This window comes from Nocardia sp. bgisy134 (genome assembly GCF_965341865.1).
Lineage (GTDB): Bacteria > Actinomycetota > Actinomycetes > Mycobacteriales > Mycobacteriaceae > Nocardia.
The window spans coordinates 159,303-179,784 of record NZ_CBDQZP010000009.1 but is presented as its reverse complement, the minus strand read 5'-3'; the positions used below and the strand labels follow the sequence as shown (position 1 = coordinate 179,784).

The window sequence follows — 20,482 nt, the reverse complement described above, 5'->3', positions numbered from 1 at the left end:
TGAGCTGGGCGAATGCGACGGTTTGGGCGCGCACCCCGGGTGCGCCCCGTGGTCGAGTGGAAGAGGAACAGCAGCTATGCCGATTGCTTCAGATCCGTCTCCGGGCGCGGAGCTCGCGGAGCGACCCGAGGGCGCGGATCCGGTTCCCCAGTACGGCGCCTGGCGTAAGGGTGTCGCGGGTGTGCTCGCCAAGGCGCGCAGGGTCGAGGTCGCCGAGTTGCCGGACGAGCCGGAGCAGCTGCTCGCGCAGACCACCTACGACGGGCTGACCGTCGCACCGCTGTACACCCGGCGCGACGAGCGGCCCGAACTGCCGCTGCCCGGCGCCTTCCCCTTCGTGCGCGGCCGCGACGCCACGCGCGACGTACACCGCGGCTGGTACGTCAGCGCCTTCGTCGGCGCGGGCGACGGAGCCGCCGCCAAGCGGGAGATCCTGGCCGGACTGGAGAACGGCATCAGCGCGATCTGGCTCGGCGTCGGCGAGCGCGGCGTCCCGGTCACCGAGCTGTCCGCGGCGCTGGACGGTCTGCTCTTCGAGCTGGCGCCGCTGACCCTGGACGCGGGCGAGCACGTATCGTCCGCCGCCGCAGCGCTTTTCGCGGCGCTGGACGGCTACGAGGCGCCGCAGCGGGCCGATATCCGGATCTCGCTCGGCGCGGCGCCGCTCACCAGCCGCTTCGCCGGCGTCGCGGACGCGGATCTCGCGGAGACCGTCGCGCTGGCCGCCGAGGCGATCGCGCGGCCGGAGTCGGCGCGCGCGATCACCGTGGACGGCACCGTCTTCCACGACGCGGGCGCCTCCGACGCGCAGGAACTCGGCGCCGCGGTGGCCGCGGGCCTGGAGTATCTGCGTGCGCTCACCGAGGGCCAGGACATCGCGGACGCGCTCGGCCAGCTGGAATTCCGGTTCGCCGCCACCGACGACCAGTTCGCGACGATCGCGAAATTCCGTGCCGCGCGCAAGCTCTGGGCCCGCGTCGCGCACGCGTGCGGCGCGCCGGACTTCGGCGGCGCACCGCAGCACGCGGTGACCTCCGCGGCCATGATGAGCCAGCGCGATCCCTGGGTGAACATGCTGCGCACCACGCTCGCCGCGTTCGGCGCGGGCGTGGGCGGCGCGGACACCGTGACCGTGCTGCCCTTCGACTCCGCGCTGCCCGCGGGTGAACTGAACGTATCCAAATCGTTCGCGGACCGCATGGCGCGCAACACCCAGTTGCTGCTGCTGGAGGAATCGCATCTCGGCCACGTCCAGGATCCGGGCGCGGGCTCCTGGTACGTCGAGGAGCTCACCGCCGAATTGGCCGCCAAGGCCTGGGAATTCATGCAGGAGCTGGAGGCCGCGGGCGGCTATCTGGCCGCGCTGGACTCGGGTCTGCTCGCCGAGCGCGTCGCCGCCACCAAGGCCGCCCGCGATTCCGATGTCGCGCACCGCAAGACCGCGGTGACCGGCGTCAACGAATTCCCGAACCTGGCCGAGCAGCCGCTCTCGGCGGCGGCCCGCACGCCGAGCCGGGTCGCCCGCTACGGCGCGGCCTTCGAAGCGCTGCGTGACCGGTCCGATGTGTACCTGGCGGCCAACGGAACCCGGCCGAAGGCGCTGCTCGTGCCGCTCGGCACGGTGGCCGAGCACAACGTGCGGGTCACCTTCATCGCGAACCTGCTGGCTTCCGGCGGTATCGAGTCGATCAACCCGGGCCCGCTGGACGTGCCCGGAATCGCCTCCGCCGCAACGGAAGCCGGTGCCCCGATCGCGGTACTCTGCGGTTCGGACGCGCGCTACGGCGCGGAGGCGGGCGCGGCGGTCGATGCGCTGCGCGCCGCCGGTGTGACAACGGTGCTGCTGGCGGGTGCGGCGAAGGCCGTCGCCGAGCTGAGCGGCACGCAGCGCCCGGACGGATTCCTCGCCGCGAAGATCGACGCGGTGGCGGCGCTGTCCGGCCTGCTGGAGAAGGTGGGAGCCTGATGACTACGCGTGAGATCAAGCACGTGATCGGCAATTTCGCCGAGGTGCCGCTCGACGAGCACGCGCCCGAACCTGCCGCGGTCGACGCCGCCCAGGTCGAGGCCTACATGCAGGGCGCGGCGGCGGCCAACAACTACACCCCCGAGCAAGTGGTGTGGTCGACCCCCGAAGGCATCGACGTGCCGCCGGTGTTCACCAAGGCCGATCGCGACGCCGTCGCGGCCGAGGGCTATCCGCTCGACAGCGTGCCGGGTGTGGCGCCGTTCCTGCGCGGTCCGTACCCGACCATGTACGTCAACCAGCCGTGGACCATCCGCCAGTACGCGGGCTTCTCCACCGCGGCCGACTCCAACGCCTTCTACCGCCGCAACCTGCAGGCCGGTCAGAAGGGCCTGTCGGTGGCGTTCGACCTCGCGACGCACCGCGGCTACGACTCCGATCACCCGCGCGTGCAGGGTGACGTCGGTATGGCGGGCGTCGCCATCGACTCCATCCTCGACATGCGCCAGCTCTTCGACCACATTCCCCTGGACCAGGTGAGCGTGTCGATGACGATGAACGGCGCGGTGCTGCCGATCCTGGCGCTCTACGTCGTCGCGGCGGAGGAACAGGGCGTCGCGCCCGAACAGCTGGCCGGAACCATTCAGAACGACATTCTGAAGGAGTTCATGGTCCGCAACACCTACATCTACCCGCCCAAGCCCTCGATGCGGATCATCTCCGACATCTTCGCCTACACCAGCGCGAAGATGCCGAAGTTCAACTCGATCTCCATCTCCGGCTACCACATCCAGGAGGCCGGAGCCACGGCCGATCTGGAGCTGGCCTACACCCTCGCCGACGGCGTGGAGTACATCCGCGCGGGCATCGACGCGGGCATGGAGGTCGACAAGTTCGCGCCGCGGCTGTCGTTCTTCTGGGCCATCGGCATGAACTTCTTCATGGAGGTCGCCAAACTCCGTGCGGGACGGCTGCTCTGGAGCGAGCTGGTCGCGAAGTTCGAGCCGAAGAGCGCGAAATCGCTGTCGCTGCGCACCCATTCCCAGACCTCCGGCTGGTCGCTGACCGCGCAGGACGCCTACAACAACGTGGCGCGCACCTGTATCGAGGCGATGGCCGCGACCCAGGGCCACACCCAGTCGCTGCACACCAACGCGCTCGACGAGGCGCTGGCGCTGCCCACGGACTTCTCCGCGCGCATCGCCCGCAACACCCAGCTGCTGATCCAGCAGGAGTCCAACACCACCCGGCCGATCGACCCGTGGGGCGGCTCCTACTACGTCGAATGGCTGACCCACCAGCTTGCCAACCGCGCCCGCGCGCACATCGCCGAGGTGGAGGCGCACGGCGGTATGGCGCAGGCGATTTCGGAGGGCATCCCGAAGCTGCGCATCGAGGAAGCCGCCGCCCGGACCCAGGCGCGGATCGATACCGGCCAGCAGCCGGTGATCGGCGTCAACAAGTACCAGGTGGAGGAGGACCACGAGGTCGAGGTCCTCAAGGTCGAGAACTCGCGGGTGCGCGCCGAGCAGATCGAGAAGCTGCGGCAGCTGCGCGCCGACCGCGATCCCGTGGCCGTCGAGCGGGCGCTGAACGAATTGACCCGCGCCGCTTCCTCTTCGGAAGGCGGTATGGCGAACAACCTGCTCGCGCTGGCCATCGACGCGGCACGCGCCAAGGCCACCGTCGGCGAGATCTCCGACGCGCTGGAGAAGGTGTACGGCCGCCACCAGGCCGAGATCCGCACGCTCTCCGGCGTGTACCGCGACGAGGCAGGGAAGGTCACCAACATCACCACGGCGAGCGAACTCGTCGAGGAATTCGCGGAGGCCGAAGGACGGCGGCCGCGCATCCTCGTCGCCAAGATGGGTCAGGACGGACACGACCGAGGACAGAAGGTGATCGCCACCGCCTTCGCCGATCTCGGCTTCGACGTCGATGTGGGCCCGCTGTTCCAGACCCCGGAAGAGGTGGCGCAGCAGGCGGCCGACAACGACGTGCACGTCGTCGGTGTGTCCTCGCTGGCGGCAGGCCACCTCACGCTGGTGCCCGCCCTGCGGCAGGCACTGGCCGATGTCGGGCGGCCCGACATCATGGTCATCGTCGGCGGCGTCATCCCGCCCGGTGACTTCGACGAGCTCTACCAAGCGGGCGCCGCCGCGATCTTCCCGCCCGGCACCGTCATCGCCGAAGCGGCGATCGATCTGCTGAAGAAGCTCGCGGCCGAGCTCGGTCACGACATCGGCAGCGGCGCCGCGGAATCCGCCGCCGCCGAATGACCGACGCAGACTCCGCTCCACCACGCGGAGGAGCGGCGCGCCGCACCATCGACGTCGACGCACTCGCCACGGCGGTCCGCAACAACGAGCGGGCCGCCTTGGCGCGGGCCATCACCCTGGTCGAGTCGACCAGGGCCGATCACCGGGCTTTGGCACAGCAGCTGCTGCTGAAGCTGACCCCCGAGACACACGGTTCCGCGAGCGCGGTCCTGTCGAATCGGGTCGGCATCACCGGTGTTCCCGGCGTCGGCAAGTCGACGTTCATCGACGCGCTCGGCATGTACCTGATCAGGAAGGGGCATCGGGTGGCGGTGCTCGCCGTCGACCCGTCCTCGACCCGCACCGGCGGCTCCATCCTCGGCGACAAGACGCGGATGGCGCGGCTCTCGGTGGAGCGCGACGCCTATATCCGGCCCTCGCCGACGGCGGGCACGCTGGGCGGCGTGGCCAAGGCGACCCGCGAGACCATCGTGCTGCTGGAAGCGGCGGGCTACGACGTGATCCTGGTGGAGACCGTCGGCGTCGGCCAGTCCGAGGTGACGGTCGCGAACATGGTCGACGTGTTCTGCTTCCTGACCCTGGCTCGCACCGGAGATCAGTTGCAGGGCATCAAGAAGGGCGTGCTCGAGCTCGCCGATCTGGTGGCGGTGAACAAGGCCGACGGCAAGCACGAGGTGGAGGCCAAGGCGGCCGCGCGCGAGCTGGCCGGCGCGCTGCGCCTCATCCACCCGCACGACGCGCTGTGGCGTCCGCCGGTGCTGACGATGAGCGGTCTGGAAGGCGTCGGCCTGGACAAGTTCTGGGACACGGTGCTCCAGCACCGCCGGGTGCTCACCGACGCGGGGGAGTTCGACGAGAAGCGCCGCCGCCAGCAGGTCGACTGGACCTGGACGATGGTGCACGACCAGCTGCTGCGCAGGCTCGCCGACAACCCGAACGTGAAAGCGATTCGCGCGCAGGTGGAAAAGCAGGTGCGCGAGGGCACGCTGACCGCGGCGCTCGCCGCCGAGGAAATCCTCGACGCCTTCGACAACGCGGGCGACTGACCGTCCGCGCGGTGCGATGGCCGAGACGCGGCGAAGCGTCTCCGGTGGCCGACCCCGAGGGCTTCGGGCAGACGGATGGCGCGGCGCGACCGTTCGAGTGGGCTACGAGACCAGCTCGAGGTGCGGGGCCTCGCTCCGGCAGGCGCCTTCCGCGCGGGTGAGGAGGCGGTCGATGGCGTCGGCGACCGGCCGGGGCTGCTCGAGGATCACGGAGTGACCGGCGCCGTCGAGCAGCACCAGATCCGAGTACTCGACGGCGGCGGCCATCGCGACGGAATGCGACGGCGGCGTGATCAGGTCGGCCGACCCGCACAGCACCAAGGTGGGGATCTTCGACAGCACGGCGAGCGCCTCGGTCTGGTCGAAGGCGGCGAAGGAGCTGAGGAAGCTCGCCATCGTCACGATCGACGTCTGGTTGTGCATCGCGCCCGCGAGGGCGAGAACCCTGGGGCTGACCCGGCGATCGCCGAATTCGGCGGTGCGGATGAGCGGCGCGAAGACCTTGCTCGCCACGAGCTTCGCGTGATGCATCGTGTTCGGAGCGCGCCGGACCGCGGCCTGGAACAGGGAGAGGGCCGGATTGCGCAGGAGGCGGCCGAAGCCGGCGTCGGCGACCCCGCCCGCGGCGGTCGCGATCAGTGCGACGCCGACGATGCGTGTGCCGATCTGGTGCGGGTACCGGGCCGCGTAGGTCAGCGCGGTCATGCCGCCCATCGAGTGGCCGACGAGGACGACCGGTCCGGTGGGGGCGACCACGTCGAGGACGTGGCGCAGGTCGTCGCCGAGCTGCTCGATGTTGTAGGTCCGATGCGACGCCGCGTCCGAGACGCCGTGGCCGCGGTGGTCGTAGCAGACGACCCTGGCGCACTCGTAGCGACGCAACAGCGCGTCTCGGACGTAGGCCCACGATCCGGTGTGCAGGCAATGCCCGTGCAACAGCACGACCGTGAGGTCCGCGTCGCGGGGGCCGTATTCGCGCACGGCGAGTTTTACACCGTCCCCGGTCCGGACCGTGAGACGTCGTCGCGCCTTGGTGGCGATGCTGCTGACGTTCGACATGGCGTGCTCCGGTTCGCTGATGGTGGCTTGTCCTACTGTCCGCCATCACGGCCGCCGATAGCAGGCCCCCGAGTGCTGAGGCCGGTCCCCCAGAGGTGGAGCGGAATCACCACCTAGGTGAGGTCCGGCTCGGCGGGTCCGGCGCGGCGATCGAAGGTCTGTTGCGGGCGGCCGAACGCACCGAGACGGCGGTGAGCTGAGCTTTTACCTCGCGATGCTGTGACGGATCACCGCGCGCCTTCCACGATGTGCCCACCCGGGCTATTGTGCTGTAACTTACTGGCCGGGAACAGGGTTCGTCGCGGCAGCGATCGACGTCCTGTTCTCCGAATGTGTTTCACCTACGCAGTGGGAGTGTTTGCCGTGGCAGGTCGGCATCGTCGGGTAACCAACTCCGGGGCACGTAATGCCGTCCGGCCCATGGTAGGTGCGGTGCCGATCGCGCTAGTCGTGGTCTGCGCGGGCACGGCGACCGCTGACCCGACCGTCGCTCCCGCGACGCCAGGCATCACCCAGCCCGAGCAGCCGGTGCAGCCTGCGGTGACGCCGACGACGCCCCGCCAGCCCGGTGTCACCACCGAGCCGATCCGGCCGGCCGAGCCGGGCCCGTCCGACCCTGTCCAGGTGCCCGAACCGAAGGTCGACCCCGGACTCGAGCGCGTCGAACCGGCGACTCCGGAACCGCAGCCGGTTCCGCAGAGCGCGCCGGTCGAGCCGGAAGTCCACCAGGAGCCGCAGCTGCCCGAGGTCGCGCCGCACACCCTGCGTGTCGGTGACTTCAGCGCACCCATGCCCCAGGAAGTGCCCGGCGACGTGCTGGCCGGCGTGAATCACGGTATCGCCGAGTTCCAAGCCCAGGTGACGGCGGCATCGCAAGGCGTCGGCGTCGGCATCGACTCGCATCGAGCGGGCAACATCGTCGGCGGCGCGCTGATCGGCGCGGCTGTCGCGGGTGTGCCCGCCGCGGTGATCGGCGGGGTCGGCGGCGGGCTGATCGGGGCAGGCGTCGGATTCGGGGTCGGCGTCGCGGGGACGGCGGCGGGCGGCGTCATCGCGGCCGCCGCGGCAGGTGTTCCCACCTGTGGCGCAGGTGCGGTGCCCGCTCTCGGAGCGGCACTGGTCGCCGCCGTCCCTGTCGCCGGTGGCGCGACGGTGGCAGGCGCCGCGATCGGCGCCGCGGTCGGCGCGGCCGCGGTCGGTCTTCCCGCCGCCGCGGTCGGCGGCCTCATCGGCGGCGCGGTGGGTTCGCAGTTCGCCTGATCACCCGTTCGTAGCGAAGAGCCGGACGAGACCCCGCCGTTGCCACAGCGACGGCGGGGTCTGTCGCGCGTGGTGACACGGGCGATCGGACTCATGGCGGTGCCTCGCCGCGCCCAGCCTCGCTTCGAGGAGTGCCAGCGAGAGTCCGACCGGGAATACCCGCTGGTCCGGCTCACCGATGGTGACCGCGCCCGTTATGTCAAGCGTGAGGCGCCCGAGCCGAGCAGACGCCTGACCTCGGCGTCGAGGTCCCCGGTGTCGAGCGCGTGATCCTCGAGCTCGCCGAGCCGCGCGAAGGCGGCATGCAGACCGGTGATCGCGCCGCGTCCCGCCGTGCGTGTGTCGACAGGGTCGGGACTTTTCGCGTCGGGTCCTCGGTTGTACGTGGGGCCGATAATGGATGTCGGGAACTACATCAGCTCGCTCTGCGAAGGAGGACGCGTGACCGACACGCGGAAGGCGATTCTGGCCGGCGGATGCTTCTGGGGAATGCAGGACTTGATTCGTAAGCAGCCGGGGGTGCTGTCCACGCGGGTCGGGTACACCGGTGGGCGCAACGATCACCCCACGTACCGGAATCATCCGGGCCATGCGGAGGCCGTGGAGATCGTGTACGACCCGGCGGAGACGGACTACCGCGCGCTGCTGGAGTTCTTCTTCCAGATCCACGATCCGAGCACGAAGGATCGGCAGGGCAACGACATCGGGACCAGCTACCGCTCGGGCATCTTCTACCTCGACGAGGATCAGAAGCGGGCCGCGCTGGAGACCATCCTCGATGTCGAAGACTCCGGGCTGTGGCCGGGCAAGGTGGTCACCGAGGTGACACCGGCGAGCGAGTTCTGGGAGGCCGAGCCGGAGCACCAGGATTACCTGGAGCGCTACCCGGACGGGTACACCTGCCACTTCCCGCGGCCCGGGTGGAAACTGCCGAAGCGGCAGACCGCGTAAGGGTTTCGCCGAAGACCGACCGTTGCCGAAGCGCGGTCGGTCTGTCACTCTTGTTGTCATGATCAGTGGAAAGGACGACACCACCGTCATCCGGTGAGTGGTCTCACGCAGCGAGAAGCTGCAGAAATCCGTCGAAAATGGTCGGGCCGGATGCTGTCCACCACACCCGCCGACCGTCCAGCCGCCGAAGCGGCGATCTCCTTACTCTACGAATCGGCGGGACTGAGTCCGCCCCGATTCCGGTGGGTCTCCTCGCCGTTGATCGCGTTGACGACCGGTGAACCGGGGCTGTCCGATCAACTGGGGCAGCGGTGGCGCGGCCTCGATGGCACTGTGCCGCAGGCTCTTTGGTCGGACGTCGCCGCCGATCTGCCGCGTGCGGCCCAGATGCCGGGTCGATTGTTCGAGATGTGGGTTGCCACGCCACTGCTGTCGTCGTGGAGCAACTACGTGCAGCCGATTCTCGATGCGGCGCACGGTCGGCGCAGCCCATTGCTGCAGTGGAACACTCGATTCGGGATCGGCTGGATTCCGGCTTGGTCCGATGTTCGATACGGGCGTCATCCCCGTTCGATGCGGCTATGGGATGCGCTGGCCGCGACCGTCCGCGCATGTGGCCCATGGTGGTGGCCGGACGAACGGCTGTGCATCGTTTCGGACCCGCCGGAGACGCTCCTCATGGAGACGGCGGGCGACCACGACGAGATGCGGCCGCACTGTGCCGACGGCCCCGCCGTGCGCTTCCGCGACGGCTGGGAGCTGTACTTCTGGCACGGCACGCGGGTGCCCGAGTGGGTGATCACCGACCCGACCGCAGCCGCTATAGATCGCGAATCCAATGTCGAGGTACGGCGTTGTGCGATCGAGCGTCTCGGGTGGCCCGCCTACCTCGAGCAGGCCGGGATGCGGCTCATGGCGACCGCGCCCGATCCGGGAAACCCCGGCTTCGACCTGCTGCTCTACGACCTGCCCCGCAACGAACGCGTCCTCGTCGCGGTGAACGGATCGGTCGAACGCGACGGCACCCGCCGCCGCTACGGCCTGACCGTGCCGGGACATCTCGACGACCCCCTCGCCGCGGCCGCCTGGACCTACGGCCTGAGCCGCGCGCAGTACTCCCAACTCCTCCATCGCACCTGAGGTGAGACACATGACCGATTCCCTTGTGCTCGAACAGCTCGAGCAGACGATTCGAATCCCGATCATCGACGGCATGCACGCGCAGGGCGACCTCCTCGTCATTCCCGCGCATCTGCTCGATTCGGTGACACCACTCCCGAACGCGGAATGGCGCCTCGTCCCGCCGGGCGGCATCGAGGTGCTGCGCGGCGCGGCAGGCGGCAACCCGCACACCCTTGTCGCCGAACCCGGCTCGTGCCGATGGACAACGCAGCTCTACGATCCCACCGGCCTGTCCTTGGGCATGTTCGTCGCCGACACCGTCGCGTATCTCATGCACCCCGAACACGGAGCCACCGGGTCGGCTCCCGGCGCCTACGTGATCCGTCGCCAACGCGAGAACAGCAACTACGGGGCCCGCCTCGTGGCCGACTGAGTTGTCCGGGAAGGTGTTTCGCGAGCCTCGGCCGATCAGGCGGTGCCACCGAGGGGTTCGAGGAGTGTCCGCGGGGTGGCGGCGAGCCGCTACCGTTGTGCCTCCGAAGTGGTTCCACAAAGCGGTATCCCCGTACCGGAATAATTTAGCGTTGAGATAAATTACTTAACGCTGAACGAAAGCGGAGCGAGGAGGTTCTGACGATGCGGATCACGGTGTTCGGAGCGGCGGGAGAGGTGGGACGCCGGGTCGTGGCCGAGGCGCTCGCGCGGGGGCACGAGGTGACGGCGGTCGTGCGCAATCCCGAAAGGGCAGCGGGGCTGCCGGTCGGCGTAGCGGTGCGTACGGGCGATGCCGCGAACGCGGCAGACGTCGAAACACTCGGTGCGGGACAGGATCTGGTGATCACGGCGACCCGCCCCGCCGTCGGTCGGGAAGCCGAGCTGTCGGGGATGACCGCGGCCCTGCTCTCGGGAGCGGCCCGCTCCGGGGTTCGGCTCTTGCTGGTCGGCGGTGCGGCGACGCTGATCGTCCCCGGCGCCGAGGGCGCGACCTTGCACGAGATGCCGGACTTCCCAGTCGAGTTGCGGGCGATCGCCCAGGCTTGCGCCGACCAACTCGCCCTGTGCCGCGCCGATGCGGTCGCGGACTGGACCTACCTGAGCCCACCGGCGGAACTGGCGCCCGGCGAGCGTACCGGCGCATACCGCGTCGGCGGCGACGAACTGCTCGGTGATCCGGACGGCGTCTCCCGAATCTCGATGGAGGACTTCGCGGTCGCGCTGCTCGACGAGGCGGAGCGCCCGGCGCACCGCGGCGTCAGGTTCACCGTCGCGGCGGCGTGAGAACCGGCGCCGAGGTCGGAAAGCGAGCGCGAACGCGCTCGCTCCCGACCTCGGCGCTGGATTCACACCCGATCGGGTGGCGTGGCTCAGTGTCCGGGCGGCAGCGGTACCGGCCTGCCGTCGGGGCCGAGCGGCGGCGGGCACGGCTTGCCGTCGGCGCCGATCGGCGGGGGCAGCGGCTTGCCGTCGGCGCCCAGCGGCGGAGGCCGTGGCTTGCCGTCCTGGCCCAGCGGGGGCGGCGGGCAGCCGTTGCCGGGATGGCTCGGGTCGTGATCGAACCGCGCCGCAGGCAGGATGTGGGTGAGGGGTTCTGCCGTGACCGATCCCGCGGTGATCGCGCCGAATGCCGCGATCGCGGCGGAAGCGAGGAGGGTGGCCGCTCGAAGCCTCATGCGTCGTCCTGTCTCGAAAGAGGTTGTCTGTCATGGCATTGGACGTTTCGCGGCGCATTCGGTTCCCTTGCGCGCGCAGATGTGACGGGCATCACCGAAGATGCGCGGCACGATGCCGCCCGACCCGATCAGGCGGTGACGCCGGACTCGGGTCGGCTTCTCACCCGGTGATCTCCCTGATGCGTGCGGCGAACTCGGCGTCGGTGCGCTCGAAGGCTTCGCGGATGGCGCCGAAGAGGGCTTGGATCTCGGTGGCGACCGCGATGTACTCGGCGAGCGTGTCGTAGGCGTTGTTGGGTCCGCCGAACGCCTTCTCCCGGAACAACTTCACCAACTCGATCGCCGACCGGAGCCGTGGATCGTCCTCGCCGAGCCCCCAGTGGCCGAGGTCGCCGAGCACCCGCGCGTCGTGCTGCGCGGCCGCGAGCGCGGTGATCAGGTCCTGGCACGCGCGGTCCAGGTCGAGGAAGACCTGAGGTTCGAGGCGCACTTGTAGCGCACCGGCTTTCGCGTCTTCGATGAATGCCCCGAACGGGTTAGTCACGGCCATGGCGGTCGCCCCTTCCACTGGTTCCGTCGATGAATCAGACGCGCCAGCCCCGGAACCGGTTCCATCGAAACACGAATTCACCCCGCGGGCCGCCAGTTTCCGGCGTCCGCTGGGCGAGCACGTCGCGGGAGCCGCGCCCCTCGGCTCGTCAGCCCGCGTCGCGGGCGATGACGAGCGGGCAGTTCGCGGAGAGAAGCAGGGATTGGCTGGTCGAGCCGAACACCATGCTGCTGAAGCCGCCCCGGCCCCGGCTCCCGACCACCAGCAGCTGCGCCTGCTCGGACCGTTCGCGCAGCAGGCGTTCCGGCCGGTCCTTGACGACCTCCCGGTGGATGCGGACGCCTGGGAAGCGCTCCTGCCAGCCCGCCAGGCTCTCGGCGAGCACGTAGTCCATCTCGGTGGCGATCGAGTCCGGCTCGAATCCGTAGCGCTCGGGCAGCTCGACGCCGGTCCAGACGTGCAACGCGATGACGTCCACCCCGCGCGCCGCCGCCTCGGCCAGCGCGATGCCGACCGCGGGCTCGCTCACCTGGGTGCCGTCCACGCCGACGATCACCGGCCGCGAACGCATTTCCGGCGAGAGGTCGATGCCTTCGCGCACGATCGCGACGGGACAGTGCGCGCGCCGCGCCAGCGCCGAGCTCACCGAACCGAGCAGGGCCCGGCGCAGGGTGCCGCGTTCCCTGGTCCCCACCACGATCATCCGGGCGTCCGCGGTGTGATCGAGCAGGCTCGGGGTGGTCACCGCCTGCGCGAGTTCGGTGGTGACCTCGACGCCGCCGAATTCCGCCGCCGCTTTCTCGGCCTGCTGGGTCGCCGCGTCGAGCAGCCTGCGACCGTGGTCGGTGAGTCGCGCGTGGTCGGCGCTGGTGAGCGGCTCCGTGGCGCCGGGACCGTAGTCGGCCACCACGTCCACGATGTGGAGCAGGTGCACCGGCGCCCGGTGTCGCGCGGCCGTCTGCGCCGCCCAGATCACCGCCGCCGTCGAGCCGGCGGAACCGTCCACGCCGACCAGGAACGCCGGATTCACCGCCATGACCGCTCCTCTCGTGTGCCACGCGCCAGCTGCCCTCGAGAAAGTTCCGGTGGACACGGCCACCACCCGTGACGATACCCCGTGTGATCGTCGGTCTTCCGGCGCCGAAGGTCGCACCGACGGCGCCGCGGGCCGATCGCCGGACTTCGTTCAGGAGGAGGTGGCCGCGGGCTCCTCGGCCTTTTCCAGGACGGTGGCGACATGCCGCCTCGGACGTTTCGTCCACGGCATCCACCAGTTGGCGCCGCCCATGAGCTGCACGAGCGCGGGCACGAGCAGCATCCGCACCAGGGTCGCGTCGATGACGAGGGCGACGATCATGCCGATGCCGAGGAACCGCATCGGCGTCAGCGGCGAGAGCGTGAACGCGCCGGTGACCAGGACGAGCAGGACGGCCGCCGCCGTGATGACGCGCGCGGTCTTCACGGTGCCGACGCGCACCGCCTCGGCGGTGTCCGCGCCCGCGTTGTGCGCCTCGACCATGCGCGAGAGCAGGAACACCTCGTAGTCGGTGGAGAGCCCGAAGACCACCGCGATGATCAGGACCATCATGCCCGCGGCGATCGGCCCGACGCTGACGCCGAGCACGCCCGCCAGGTGCCCGTCGGCGAAGATCCAGGTGAGCACGCCGAATGTCGCGGCGAGGCTGAGGAAGGCCATCGCGACGGCCTTGAGCGGCAGCACGATCGAGCGGAAGGCGGCCAGCAGCAGGCCGACGGTGGCCAGCACCATGGCCAGCACCATCAGCGGCATCCTCGCCACGATGGAGTCGACGCTGTCCCGGGTGGCCGCGGTGTCGCCGCCGACCCGAATCACGGTGTCGGGCGGCGGCTCGAGCGCCCGGATGTCGCGCACCGCGGCCGCGGCGGCGTCGCTGCGATCGGTGGCGGTCAGGAAGACGTGCACCACCACGAAGTCCTCGGCCCGCCCGACTTGCAGCACCGAGCGGACGCCGGACACGGAACCGAGCGCGCGCAGCGTCTTGTCGACCGCGGCCGCGTTGGGCACCGAGCCGTCCACCCCGCGCAGCACCGCGGTGACGCCGCTGCTCGCGGCGGGGAAGTCGGCGGTGAGCCGGTCGACGGTCTCGCGCATCGCGTTGCCCGCGGGCAGCGCGCGGTGATCGATGTCGCCGAGCCGGATGCCGCCGAGCGGCGCGGCCAGCACGAGCAGCACCGCGCCCACCGCGATCGTGACCGTGCCCGGCCTGCGCAGCACGGCGCCGACGATGCGGCCCCAGAACCGTTCGGTGCGTTCGTTCGGCGTGGCGCGCCCGATGCGCGGCCCGAACAGAGCGAGCATCGCGGGCAGCACGGTCAGCGACAGCGCGGCGGCCAACCCGACGGCGGCGATGGCACCGAAACCCAAGGAGCGCAACACCGCCTGCGGGAAGACGAAGGTACCGGCGAACGCGCAGATCAGCAGCAGCGCCGAGAAGGCGACGGTGCGGCCCGCGGTCGCGCAGGTCCGTTCGATCGCTCTCGGCACGTCGCGCCCATCGGCCATCTCCTCGCGGAACCGGTTGACGAGGAACAGGCCGTAGTCGATCGCCATGCCCAAACCGAGCAGCGAGGCGATGTTGACCGCGAAGGTGCTCACCTCGGTGATCTCGCTGAGCACCCGGATGGCGCCCATCGCGCCCGCGACGGCGAGCATGCCGACCACCACCGGCAGCGAGGCCGCCGCGACGCCGCCGAACACCAGCACCAGCAGCAAGAGGGTCACGGGCAGCGAGATCGATTCCGCCACCAGCAGATCCCGCTGCGACTGGGCGGTGATCTCGGTGGACAGCGCGCTGTAGCCGGACAGCTCGGTGTCGATGCCGGGAACGCGCAGCGCTGCTTCGAGTTTCGGGTAGGCGGCGATGCGCTCCGTCTCGTCGCCCGCGGTGAACACCACCGCCAGCGCGTGACGCCGGTCGGGGGAGCGCAGGAAGTTCGTGCGCGGTGGGACGCTGTTCCAATAGCTTTCGATCGGCCGCGCCAGCAGCGCGGGATCGATGGCGGCGATCGCCGCGCGCACCCGTGGCCCGATGTCCTCGAGTGTCTGGCCCTCCGGGGCCGTGTAGATCGCCACCACGTCGGGATTCTGCGGGCCGAAATGCTCGGTGACGAGCCGGTCGACCAGTGCGGATTCGCTGTTCGGGTCGATGACGCCGCCCGCGCTGAGCTGCTTGGCGGCGCCCGCCCCGAACAGGCCGCACAACCCCATCACAACCACCGCGACACCGAGCACGGTGCGCGGTCGCGCCATCACGAACCGGGCCCAGGCGATCATCGCCGACCTGCCCGACGGTAGCCCCCCGGAATGTACGGATCGGTGTCGCTCATCGGAAACTCCTGTGCCGCAGTGGTTGTAGCTGTCCGGCGTCAGTGCGCCGGCGACGCCGCGAGTTCGTGTTCCAAGGTGGCCACGAGGCGATCCAGCAGCGCTTCCAGTCGCCGCTCGACCCCCGCGCCGTTGCGGCACGACACCGTGATCTCCAGCCGCCCACCCGATTGCACGATGGCGAACAGCAGCGGCATCATCCCGCTGTGCTGCGGCAGCACCCGGATGGACGTCGGGGTGTAGCCGGGCACCGCCATGTCCGTCAGATCGAAGACGCCCACGTGGGTCACCGTGGCGGAGACCAGGTTCCGGCCGAGGCGCGCACCGACCCAGTTGCCCACGCGCATCACTCCACGGACCACCGCGGGCGGGAAGGCCGTCAGGCCGCCGTTGTCCATCTGATTGAGCTCACGGTTCTCCTTGAGGCCCGCGCGCAACTGGTCGTTCACGGACTTCCAGTCGTCGCCCGGGGCGACGTCGAGGAACAGCGGCAGCGCCAGGTTGGCGGTGGACCGCAGCGTGTGGTCGTGCCTGCGCAGGTCGACCGGAATCATGAAGCGGGACTTGGTCTGCGCCGCCTCGGCGAGCACGGCGGCGACCCGCGCGAGAATTCCCTTGCCGGTGCCCTCGATCGTGCGGTGCCGCAGCAGCCAGCGCGAGGCGGCCGGATCCTGCTTGCCGCGACCGGCCGCCGACGAGAAGGTCGGCATCAGCAGCGAGGGCTTGCCGGGCGCGCCGATGCGCGCGACCAGTTGGGCGTCGGCGACCGGGTCGGGCGCGCCGACCGGTTCGACGCCGCGCAGCGCGCGGAACACGTCGTCCACCCACATGCGCATGCCCATGCCGTCCATGACGCCGTGGAACGCGCGGAAGACGATGGTCACCGGATCCGCGGTGAGCAGCAGGATTTCGCAGGTGCGGTCCGGCGTCGGGCCGATCGGGCTGTTGAGGACGGGGTCGTTCTCCAGCTCGGGGTAGGTCAGCGTGTGGCCGTCGACGACCCGCACGGTGGCCGCGACGCCGCTGTCCACCCAGTCGTCGCCGTCCCGGACGAGCCGGGAGCCGGGGATGGCCGCCGCGGCGACGTCGACCGCGCGCTGGAGTTCGGCGGGGTCCAGTACGCCCTGCCCGTGCACCGCCACCTGCATCAGGAACGGCGGTGCGAGCTCACGCGCGGCGAAGTACAGGCGTTCGGTCGGGGTGATGGGACGGCGAAAGGTGGTGTCGCTGCTCATGATTGCCTCCGGGTCGGGATCAGCGCAGGTTTTTGGTCAATTCGCGGACGCCCCCCTGGGTGTCGAGCCAGGCGAGGAAGCTCGCCAGCCCGGCCTCCCGATCGACGATCGGGAGGTAGCCGAAATCGCGGCTCGCCGCGCCGGTGTCGTAGGTCGCCGAGCGGGTCATCAGCGCCACCGCATACCGTGACAGCGGCGGCGACCAGCGGGTGGCCACGGCGGGAATCCGCCAGACCGTCTCGATCACGGCAACCACCGCGTCGAGCACCCGCCGATTCGGCTGCCTGGTCGGCGGCTGATAACCCAGCTCGGCGGCGACCTGCCCGAGGAACTTCCACACGTTGGTCTGCTCGGCGTCGGCGATGAAATACGGCTTGCCGCCGACGGATTCGGAGGCGAGCGCCAGTATCGTCGCCTCGACGATGTTGTCGACGTGGCACAGCGAGGCGTACACGTCGCGCCCGTACGACAGATCCGGCAGCTTGCCCTCGGCGACGCGATCGAGCAGCCGCACGATCGGGCCCGACCGGTCGCCCGCCCCCCAGATCGCCCTCGGCCGCAGTGCGCAGGTGGCGAAACCCGGTGCGTTCGCGGCGAGTACAGCGCGCTCGGCGGCGGCCTTGGTCTCGGAGTAGAGGTTCAGGTAGCGGCGCGGATAGGGGAGGGACTCGTCGACGTCGAGCAGGTCGCCGCCGTGGTAGTCCATCATCGCGCTGGGGCTGGAGATGAACACGAACCGCGACGCGCCGCCCCGCTTGGCCGCGTCGAGCAGCCGCTGGGTGGCGCGGACGTTCTCCTCCCAGAACTGCTCGCGGGTGCCGCGTTCGTCGACGCGGGCGGCGCTGTGCACGACGGCGTCGATCCCGCCGGTCGCCTCCACCAGCGACGGCGCGTCGGTGAGATCACCGTAGACGATCTCGACCCGCTCGCGCGCATCCCTCAGATCGCTCAGATTGCTGGTGCGCCGCACCAGGATTCGCACGTCGTGCGCGCCGTCGGCCACCAGCCTGCGCACGAGCGCGCCGCCGAGGAAGCCCGAGGCCCCGGTAACGAGAATCTTCATCGCTGGCCCTCTCGATGATCGGTGGGTGTGCCGCCGCCGGTCGCGTCGGCCCGGCCGGAGCCGAGCCGATCCCCGTACCAGGTCAAGCCGAAGATTTGGGTGAGCACCGCGGTTTTCAGCGGGGAATGCCCGGTGCCGCGCGTGGCGCGCAGCGCGACCGGGATCTGGGCCGCGTGCACCACCACGCTGAGAAACGCGTCGATCCACCACACGGCGCGCAGCCAGCGGTTGCGTGGCGCCCGTTCGACGAGCGCCGCGACCAGGCCTGCCGCGAGGTAGAGCCAGCCGAGGACCGGAATCGCTCGCAGCGCTGTCGTTCTCATCGGCGCGCCTCGGCCTTCAGCTGCTTGTCTGCCCACACCGCGAGCTGTTCGCGGCCGATCTTGGCGTTGTGCCGGATGTCCACCGGGAACTTGGGGTGCACCAGGACATCGGTGATCTGCTTGGTGAGCTCGTATTCGGTGGCGCGGGTGCGCAGCTTCATCTCGACGGCGGTGCGATCCACACCCGGCTTCAGCTCGACGCACAGCACGGGTCGCTGCGCGCCCTTCACGCCGACGCCGACCAGCGCCGTGCGCGCCACGCCGGACACCGTGTTGAAGATCTGCTCGAGCTGCACGGTGAACATCGGACCGTCCGCGGTGACCACCCGCTGACTCTTGCGCCCGCAGAACCAGATTCGGCCCTGTTCGTCGATCCGGGCCAGATCGCCTGTGCGGTGCCAGATCCGGTCGCCGTCGACGATCTTGCCCTGGTGGTTGGCCTCGTGCGGCCAGTAGTACGCGGTGCTCACGTTCGGACCCGAGACGACGAGTTCGCCCACGCCCCTGGTCTTCTCCAGTTCGCCCGCCAGCTCCTCGGCGCGCGCCCAGGTCGGGATCGGCGCGTCGGTGATGGCCACCAGCCGGGCTTCGACCCGGTCCGACGGCCGCCCGATACAGGTGCCTTCGCCTTGGTGCGCCTTGGTCACCAAGCCGCCGAGTAGTTCCCTGGATTCGATGGTGGACATGGGCAGCGCCTCGGTGGAGCCGTAGCCGGCGAAGATCTGCACGTCCTCGTTCAGCACGTCGCGCAGCCCGGCGATGCACCAGTCCGGCACCGGCGCACCGCCGGAGTAGATGCTGCCGAGGGTGGGCAGATCCGTCGGGTGCCGCTCCAGGTGGCGCAGCAGCGGGATCAGCACCGCTGGGGAGGCGAACATGGTCCGCACCCCGAATTTTCCGATGGCGTCGACCACGTGCGCCGGGTCCGTCGAGCCGACCTGGCTGGGAATCAGCGGCGGCAGCACGCAGCGCGCGCCGAGCAGCAGATCGAGCACGCCGACCAGCGGCAGGGTGATCAGCGAGGTGTCCGGAGGGACGTGGCCGCGCGCGGTGTCGACCTGCTCCACCATGGCGGCGAGGTTGCCGTGGGTGAGCTGAACCGCCTTCGCCGGGCCGGTGCTTCCGGTGGTGAAGGCGATGATCAGCAGACTGCCCGGGTCGGCGGGTGCGCGATTCGGCGCCGGGCGCTGCGGGCGCCGGGCCCAGTCCTGCAACCGCTCACCGCGCCAGAACCACTGTTTGCCGACGGTGACCGCGGTGCGCACGCCGCGGAAGCTGCGGGGGAACAGAACGCGCAAGGCGTGCGCCTGCGGGATGCCGATGAACGCCTCGGCGTCCACCGCGCGCAAGCAGCGCAACATCTTGCGCACACCCATGCCCGGGTCGATGACCACGGGCGCGGCCCCGATCTTCAACAGCGCGAACAGGATCGCGTAGAGCTCGGGGCTCGGCAGGACCAGCACGATGGTGCGGGTGCCGGTGCCGACGCCGGAGGCCGTCAGCCGCTCGGCGATCGCGTCCGACCATTCGTCGAGTTCGCGATAGCTGAGGTGCCGGTAGGCCGGCAGGCCATCGGGATTCTTCCCCTCGGGGTAGATCACCGCTTGGCGGTCCGGCTCCGTGCGCGCGAACGCACGGAACCGGTCGATGGCCTGCCAGTAAGTCCCTGCGGTCACGCGGGCGCCCCGACGAGGGCAGGCAGCCGGTACAGCACCGCCGCCGCCGACGGACCCGCGCCCGCCGCGACGAACAGCACCTGCGTGTGCGGGCCGAACGCATCCTGCGCCACGGCGCGGTCGTAGGCCAGTGGCAGCGCGGCGGTGTGCGGGTCCCCGTCGGACAGGTCGGGGGTGCGCACCGAATCACGCGCGATGCCGAGCGCGTCCGCCAGCCGCAGCGGGAATTCCGCGCTCGGTGTGGAGGCGATGAGCACCGTGGCGGCCAGATCGATGTCACCGGCCTCGGCGAGCGCCGCGCGGGCGGGCTCCAGCGCGACCTCGAGGAGGCGGTCCTCGAAGCCGGGCTCACGCTCGACGGTCATCAGGCCGCGGCCGACGGTGCCCATGGTGGCGGTGTCGACGTAGGCCTCGATGGCCGGCGTGCCCTCGGCGGTCGCGGTGTGCACACGGCCGAAGCCCTCGGGCTCGTCGGTGCGCTCCAGCAACAATGCGGCACCCGCTGTGGCGTAGGGGAATTCGTCGTCGGCAATCGCGCGGGTCAGCGACGGGTGGGTGTCACCGGAGACGATCAGCACGTGCTCGGCGCTGCCGGTCTCCAGGATCGAGATGGCCACCTGCACCGCGTTGAGCACGCCGACCGCGCCGTTCATCAGGTCGAACGAGAACGAGGTCGGATCGTCCTTCTCGTACTCGAGGCCGATGCCCGCCGCCTTCTGGATCAGCGCGGATACCGCGGGTTCCACGGTGTTCGAATCGCGGTGCACGCCCGCGTTGATCAGCACGCCGACCTGCGCGGGCTCGATGCCCGCGCGGTCCATCGCGCGCCGTGCGGCGCGGCCGCTGTGCGCGATGATGCTGTGGGTGTCGCCCGCCCGGCTGACTCCGGTGGACTTGATACGCACGCCCATGTCGATT

18 protein-coding genes are annotated in these 20,482 nt (G+C 70.4%); 8 read left to right on the top strand and 10 right to left on the bottom strand.

Translation table 11 applies throughout. The annotated features are described in order from the left end of the window. Positions 1-76: 76 nt before the first annotated feature. The 3 genes from ACRWNM_RS17905 to meaB are packed head-to-tail and all read left to right on the top strand — an operon-like array spanning position 77 to position 5,291. Positions 77-1,966, top strand: a complete 1,890-nt coding sequence (locus ACRWNM_RS17905) for a methylmalonyl-CoA mutase family protein (protein ID WP_431968866.1) — start codon at positions 77-79, stop codon at positions 1,964-1,966. Continuing rightward, the gene (scpA, locus tag ACRWNM_RS17900) at positions 1,966-4,245 is read left to right on the top strand and encodes a methylmalonyl-CoA mutase (RefSeq protein WP_431968864.1); all 2,280 of its coding nucleotides are present in this window, start codon (positions 1,966-1,968) and stop codon (positions 4,243-4,245) included. The genes ACRWNM_RS17905 and scpA overlap by 1 nt, the downstream gene beginning before the upstream one ends. Then, a complete protein-coding gene (gene meaB, locus ACRWNM_RS17895) occupies positions 4,242-5,291 on the top strand; it encodes a methylmalonyl Co-A mutase-associated GTPase MeaB (RefSeq protein WP_431968862.1) in 1,050 nt (349 codons plus the stop codon). The genes scpA and meaB overlap by 4 nt, the downstream gene beginning before the upstream one ends. A 102-nt stretch (positions 5,292-5,393) precedes the next feature. Here meaB and ACRWNM_RS17890 read toward each other — a convergent pair whose 3' ends face one another. Next, positions 5,394-6,350 carry an alpha/beta fold hydrolase gene (locus tag ACRWNM_RS17890; protein ID WP_431968860.1) on the bottom strand — a complete coding sequence of 319 codons (957 nt, stop codon included), beginning with the start codon at positions 6,348-6,350 and terminating at the stop codon, positions 5,394-5,396. Positions 6,351-6,782: 432 nt separating this feature from the next. On the opposite strand from ACRWNM_RS17890, the gene ACRWNM_RS17885 reads away from it, so the two are divergent. The 5 genes from ACRWNM_RS17885 to ACRWNM_RS17865 all read left to right on the top strand — a co-directional run bounded on the left by ACRWNM_RS17885 (position 6,783) and on the right by ACRWNM_RS17865 (position 10,961). Continuing rightward, the gene (locus ACRWNM_RS17885; protein WP_431968858.1) at positions 6,783-7,610 is read left to right on the top strand and encodes a hypothetical protein; all 828 of its coding nucleotides are present in this window, start codon (positions 6,783-6,785) and stop codon (positions 7,608-7,610) included. A 396-nt stretch (positions 7,611-8,006) separates the two neighbouring features. Next, the gene (gene msrA, locus ACRWNM_RS17880) at positions 8,007-8,561 is read left to right on the top strand and encodes a peptide-methionine (S)-S-oxide reductase MsrA (protein WP_431968856.1); all 555 of its coding nucleotides are present in this window, start codon (positions 8,007-8,009) and stop codon (positions 8,559-8,561) included. 150 nt (positions 8,562-8,711) lie between these two features. Continuing rightward, a complete protein-coding gene (locus ACRWNM_RS17875) occupies positions 8,712-9,701 on the top strand; it encodes a DUF6745 domain-containing protein (RefSeq protein ID WP_431968854.1) in 990 nt (329 codons plus the stop codon). Between the two features lie 10 nt (positions 9,702-9,711). Beyond that, positions 9,712-10,116, top strand: coding sequence for a hypothetical protein (locus ACRWNM_RS17870; RefSeq protein WP_431968852.1), 405 nt, complete (start codon positions 9,712-9,714; stop codon positions 10,114-10,116). A 203-nt stretch (positions 10,117-10,319) separates the two neighbouring features. Beyond that, positions 10,320-10,961, top strand: coding sequence for an NAD(P)-dependent oxidoreductase (locus ACRWNM_RS17865; RefSeq protein ID WP_431968850.1), 642 nt, complete (start codon positions 10,320-10,322; stop codon positions 10,959-10,961). An 86-nt stretch (positions 10,962-11,047) separates the two neighbouring features. On the opposite strand, the gene ACRWNM_RS17860 is transcribed toward ACRWNM_RS17865, so the two are convergent. The 9 genes from ACRWNM_RS17860 to ACRWNM_RS17820 form a co-directional block, all read right to left on the bottom strand. Next, positions 11,048-11,353, bottom strand: coding sequence for a hypothetical protein (locus ACRWNM_RS17860; protein WP_431968848.1), 306 nt, complete (start codon positions 11,351-11,353; stop codon positions 11,048-11,050). 160 nt (positions 11,354-11,513) lie between these two features. Beyond that, complete coding sequence (locus tag ACRWNM_RS17855) at positions 11,514-11,903, bottom strand: hypothetical protein (protein ID WP_431968846.1); 390 nt, start codon at positions 11,901-11,903, stop codon at positions 11,514-11,516. Between the two features lie 148 nt (positions 11,904-12,051). Then, the gene (locus ACRWNM_RS17850; RefSeq protein WP_431968844.1) at positions 12,052-12,939 is read right to left on the bottom strand and encodes a universal stress protein; all 888 of its coding nucleotides are present in this window, start codon (positions 12,937-12,939) and stop codon (positions 12,052-12,054) included. A 150-nt stretch (positions 12,940-13,089) separates the two neighbouring features. After that, entirely contained in the window at positions 13,090-15,216 is a 2,127-nt protein-coding gene (locus tag ACRWNM_RS17845) for an MMPL family transporter (protein WP_431968842.1), read from the bottom strand. A gap of 92 nt (positions 15,217-15,308) precedes the next feature. Next, positions 15,309-16,502 carry a peptide synthetase gene (locus ACRWNM_RS17840; RefSeq protein ID WP_431968840.1) on the bottom strand — a complete coding sequence of 398 codons (1,194 nt, stop codon included), beginning with the start codon at positions 16,500-16,502 and terminating at the stop codon, positions 15,309-15,311. Between the two features lie 19 nt (positions 16,503-16,521). After that, a complete protein-coding gene (locus tag ACRWNM_RS17835) occupies positions 16,522-17,565 on the bottom strand; it encodes an NAD-dependent epimerase/dehydratase family protein (protein WP_431968838.1) in 1,044 nt (347 codons plus the stop codon). Continuing rightward, the gene (locus ACRWNM_RS17830) at positions 17,562-17,888 is read right to left on the bottom strand and encodes a hypothetical protein (protein WP_431968836.1); all 327 of its coding nucleotides are present in this window, start codon (positions 17,886-17,888) and stop codon (positions 17,562-17,564) included. Before ACRWNM_RS17830 ends, ACRWNM_RS17835 begins: the two co-directional genes overlap by 4 nt. Continuing rightward, positions 17,885-19,564, bottom strand: coding sequence for a fatty acid CoA ligase family protein (locus ACRWNM_RS17825; protein ID WP_431968834.1), 1,680 nt, complete (start codon positions 19,562-19,564; stop codon positions 17,885-17,887). The genes ACRWNM_RS17830 and ACRWNM_RS17825 overlap by 4 nt, the downstream gene beginning before the upstream one ends. Next, positions 19,561-20,475 (bottom strand): hypothetical protein, encoded by a 915-nt coding sequence (locus tag ACRWNM_RS17820; protein ID WP_431968832.1) that lies wholly within the window; start codon positions 20,473-20,475, stop codon positions 19,561-19,563. Before ACRWNM_RS17820 ends, ACRWNM_RS17825 begins: the two co-directional genes overlap by 4 nt. Positions 20,476-20,482 lie beyond the last annotated feature (7 nt).

Excerpts from the sequence above, each read along its gene's own strand:
- ACRWNM_RS17830 (WP_431968836.1), bottom strand. The coding sequence starts at position 17,888 with ATGAGAACGACAGCGCTGCGAGCGATTCCGGTCCTCGGCTGGCTCTAC.
- ACRWNM_RS17845 (WP_431968842.1), bottom strand. The coding sequence starts at position 15,216 with ATGATCGCCTGGGCCCGGTTCGTGATGGCGCGACCGCGCACCGTGCTC.
- ACRWNM_RS17870 (WP_431968852.1), top strand. The coding sequence starts at position 9,712 with ATGACCGATTCCCTTGTGCTCGAACAGCTCGAGCAGACGATTCGAATC.
- ACRWNM_RS17905 (WP_431968866.1), top strand. The coding sequence starts at position 77 with ATGCCGATTGCTTCAGATCCGTCTCCGGGCGCGGAGCTCGCGGAGCGA.
- ACRWNM_RS17865 (WP_431968850.1), top strand. The coding sequence starts at position 10,320 with ATGCGGATCACGGTGTTCGGAGCGGCGGGAGAGGTGGGACGCCGGGTC.
- scpA (WP_431968864.1), top strand. The coding sequence starts at position 1,966 with ATGACTACGCGTGAGATCAAGCACGTGATCGGCAATTTCGCCGAGGTG.
- ACRWNM_RS17860 (WP_431968848.1), bottom strand. The coding sequence starts at position 11,353 with ATGAGGCTTCGAGCGGCCACCCTCCTCGCTTCCGCCGCGATCGCGGCA.
- ACRWNM_RS17835 (WP_431968838.1), bottom strand. The coding sequence starts at position 17,565 with ATGAAGATTCTCGTTACCGGGGCCTCGGGCTTCCTCGGCGGCGCGCTC.
- ACRWNM_RS17820 (WP_431968832.1), bottom strand. The coding sequence starts at position 20,475 with ATGGGCGTGCGTATCAAGTCCACCGGAGTCAGCCGGGCGGGCGACACC.
- msrA (WP_431968856.1), top strand. The coding sequence starts at position 8,007 with ATGGATGTCGGGAACTACATCAGCTCGCTCTGCGAAGGAGGACGCGTG.
- meaB (WP_431968862.1), top strand. The coding sequence starts at position 4,242 with ATGACCGACGCAGACTCCGCTCCACCACGCGGAGGAGCGGCGCGCCGC.
- ACRWNM_RS17850 (WP_431968844.1), bottom strand. The coding sequence starts at position 12,939 with ATGGCGGTGAATCCGGCGTTCCTGGTCGGCGTGGACGGTTCCGCCGGC.
- ACRWNM_RS17840 (WP_431968840.1), bottom strand. The coding sequence starts at position 16,502 with ATGAGCAGCGACACCACCTTTCGCCGTCCCATCACCCCGACCGAACGC.
- ACRWNM_RS17855 (WP_431968846.1), bottom strand. The coding sequence starts at position 11,903 with ATGGCCGTGACTAACCCGTTCGGGGCATTCATCGAAGACGCGAAAGCC.
- ACRWNM_RS17890 (WP_431968860.1), bottom strand. The coding sequence starts at position 6,350 with ATGTCGAACGTCAGCAGCATCGCCACCAAGGCGCGACGACGTCTCACG.
- ACRWNM_RS17875 (WP_431968854.1), top strand. The coding sequence starts at position 8,712 with ATGCTGTCCACCACACCCGCCGACCGTCCAGCCGCCGAAGCGGCGATC.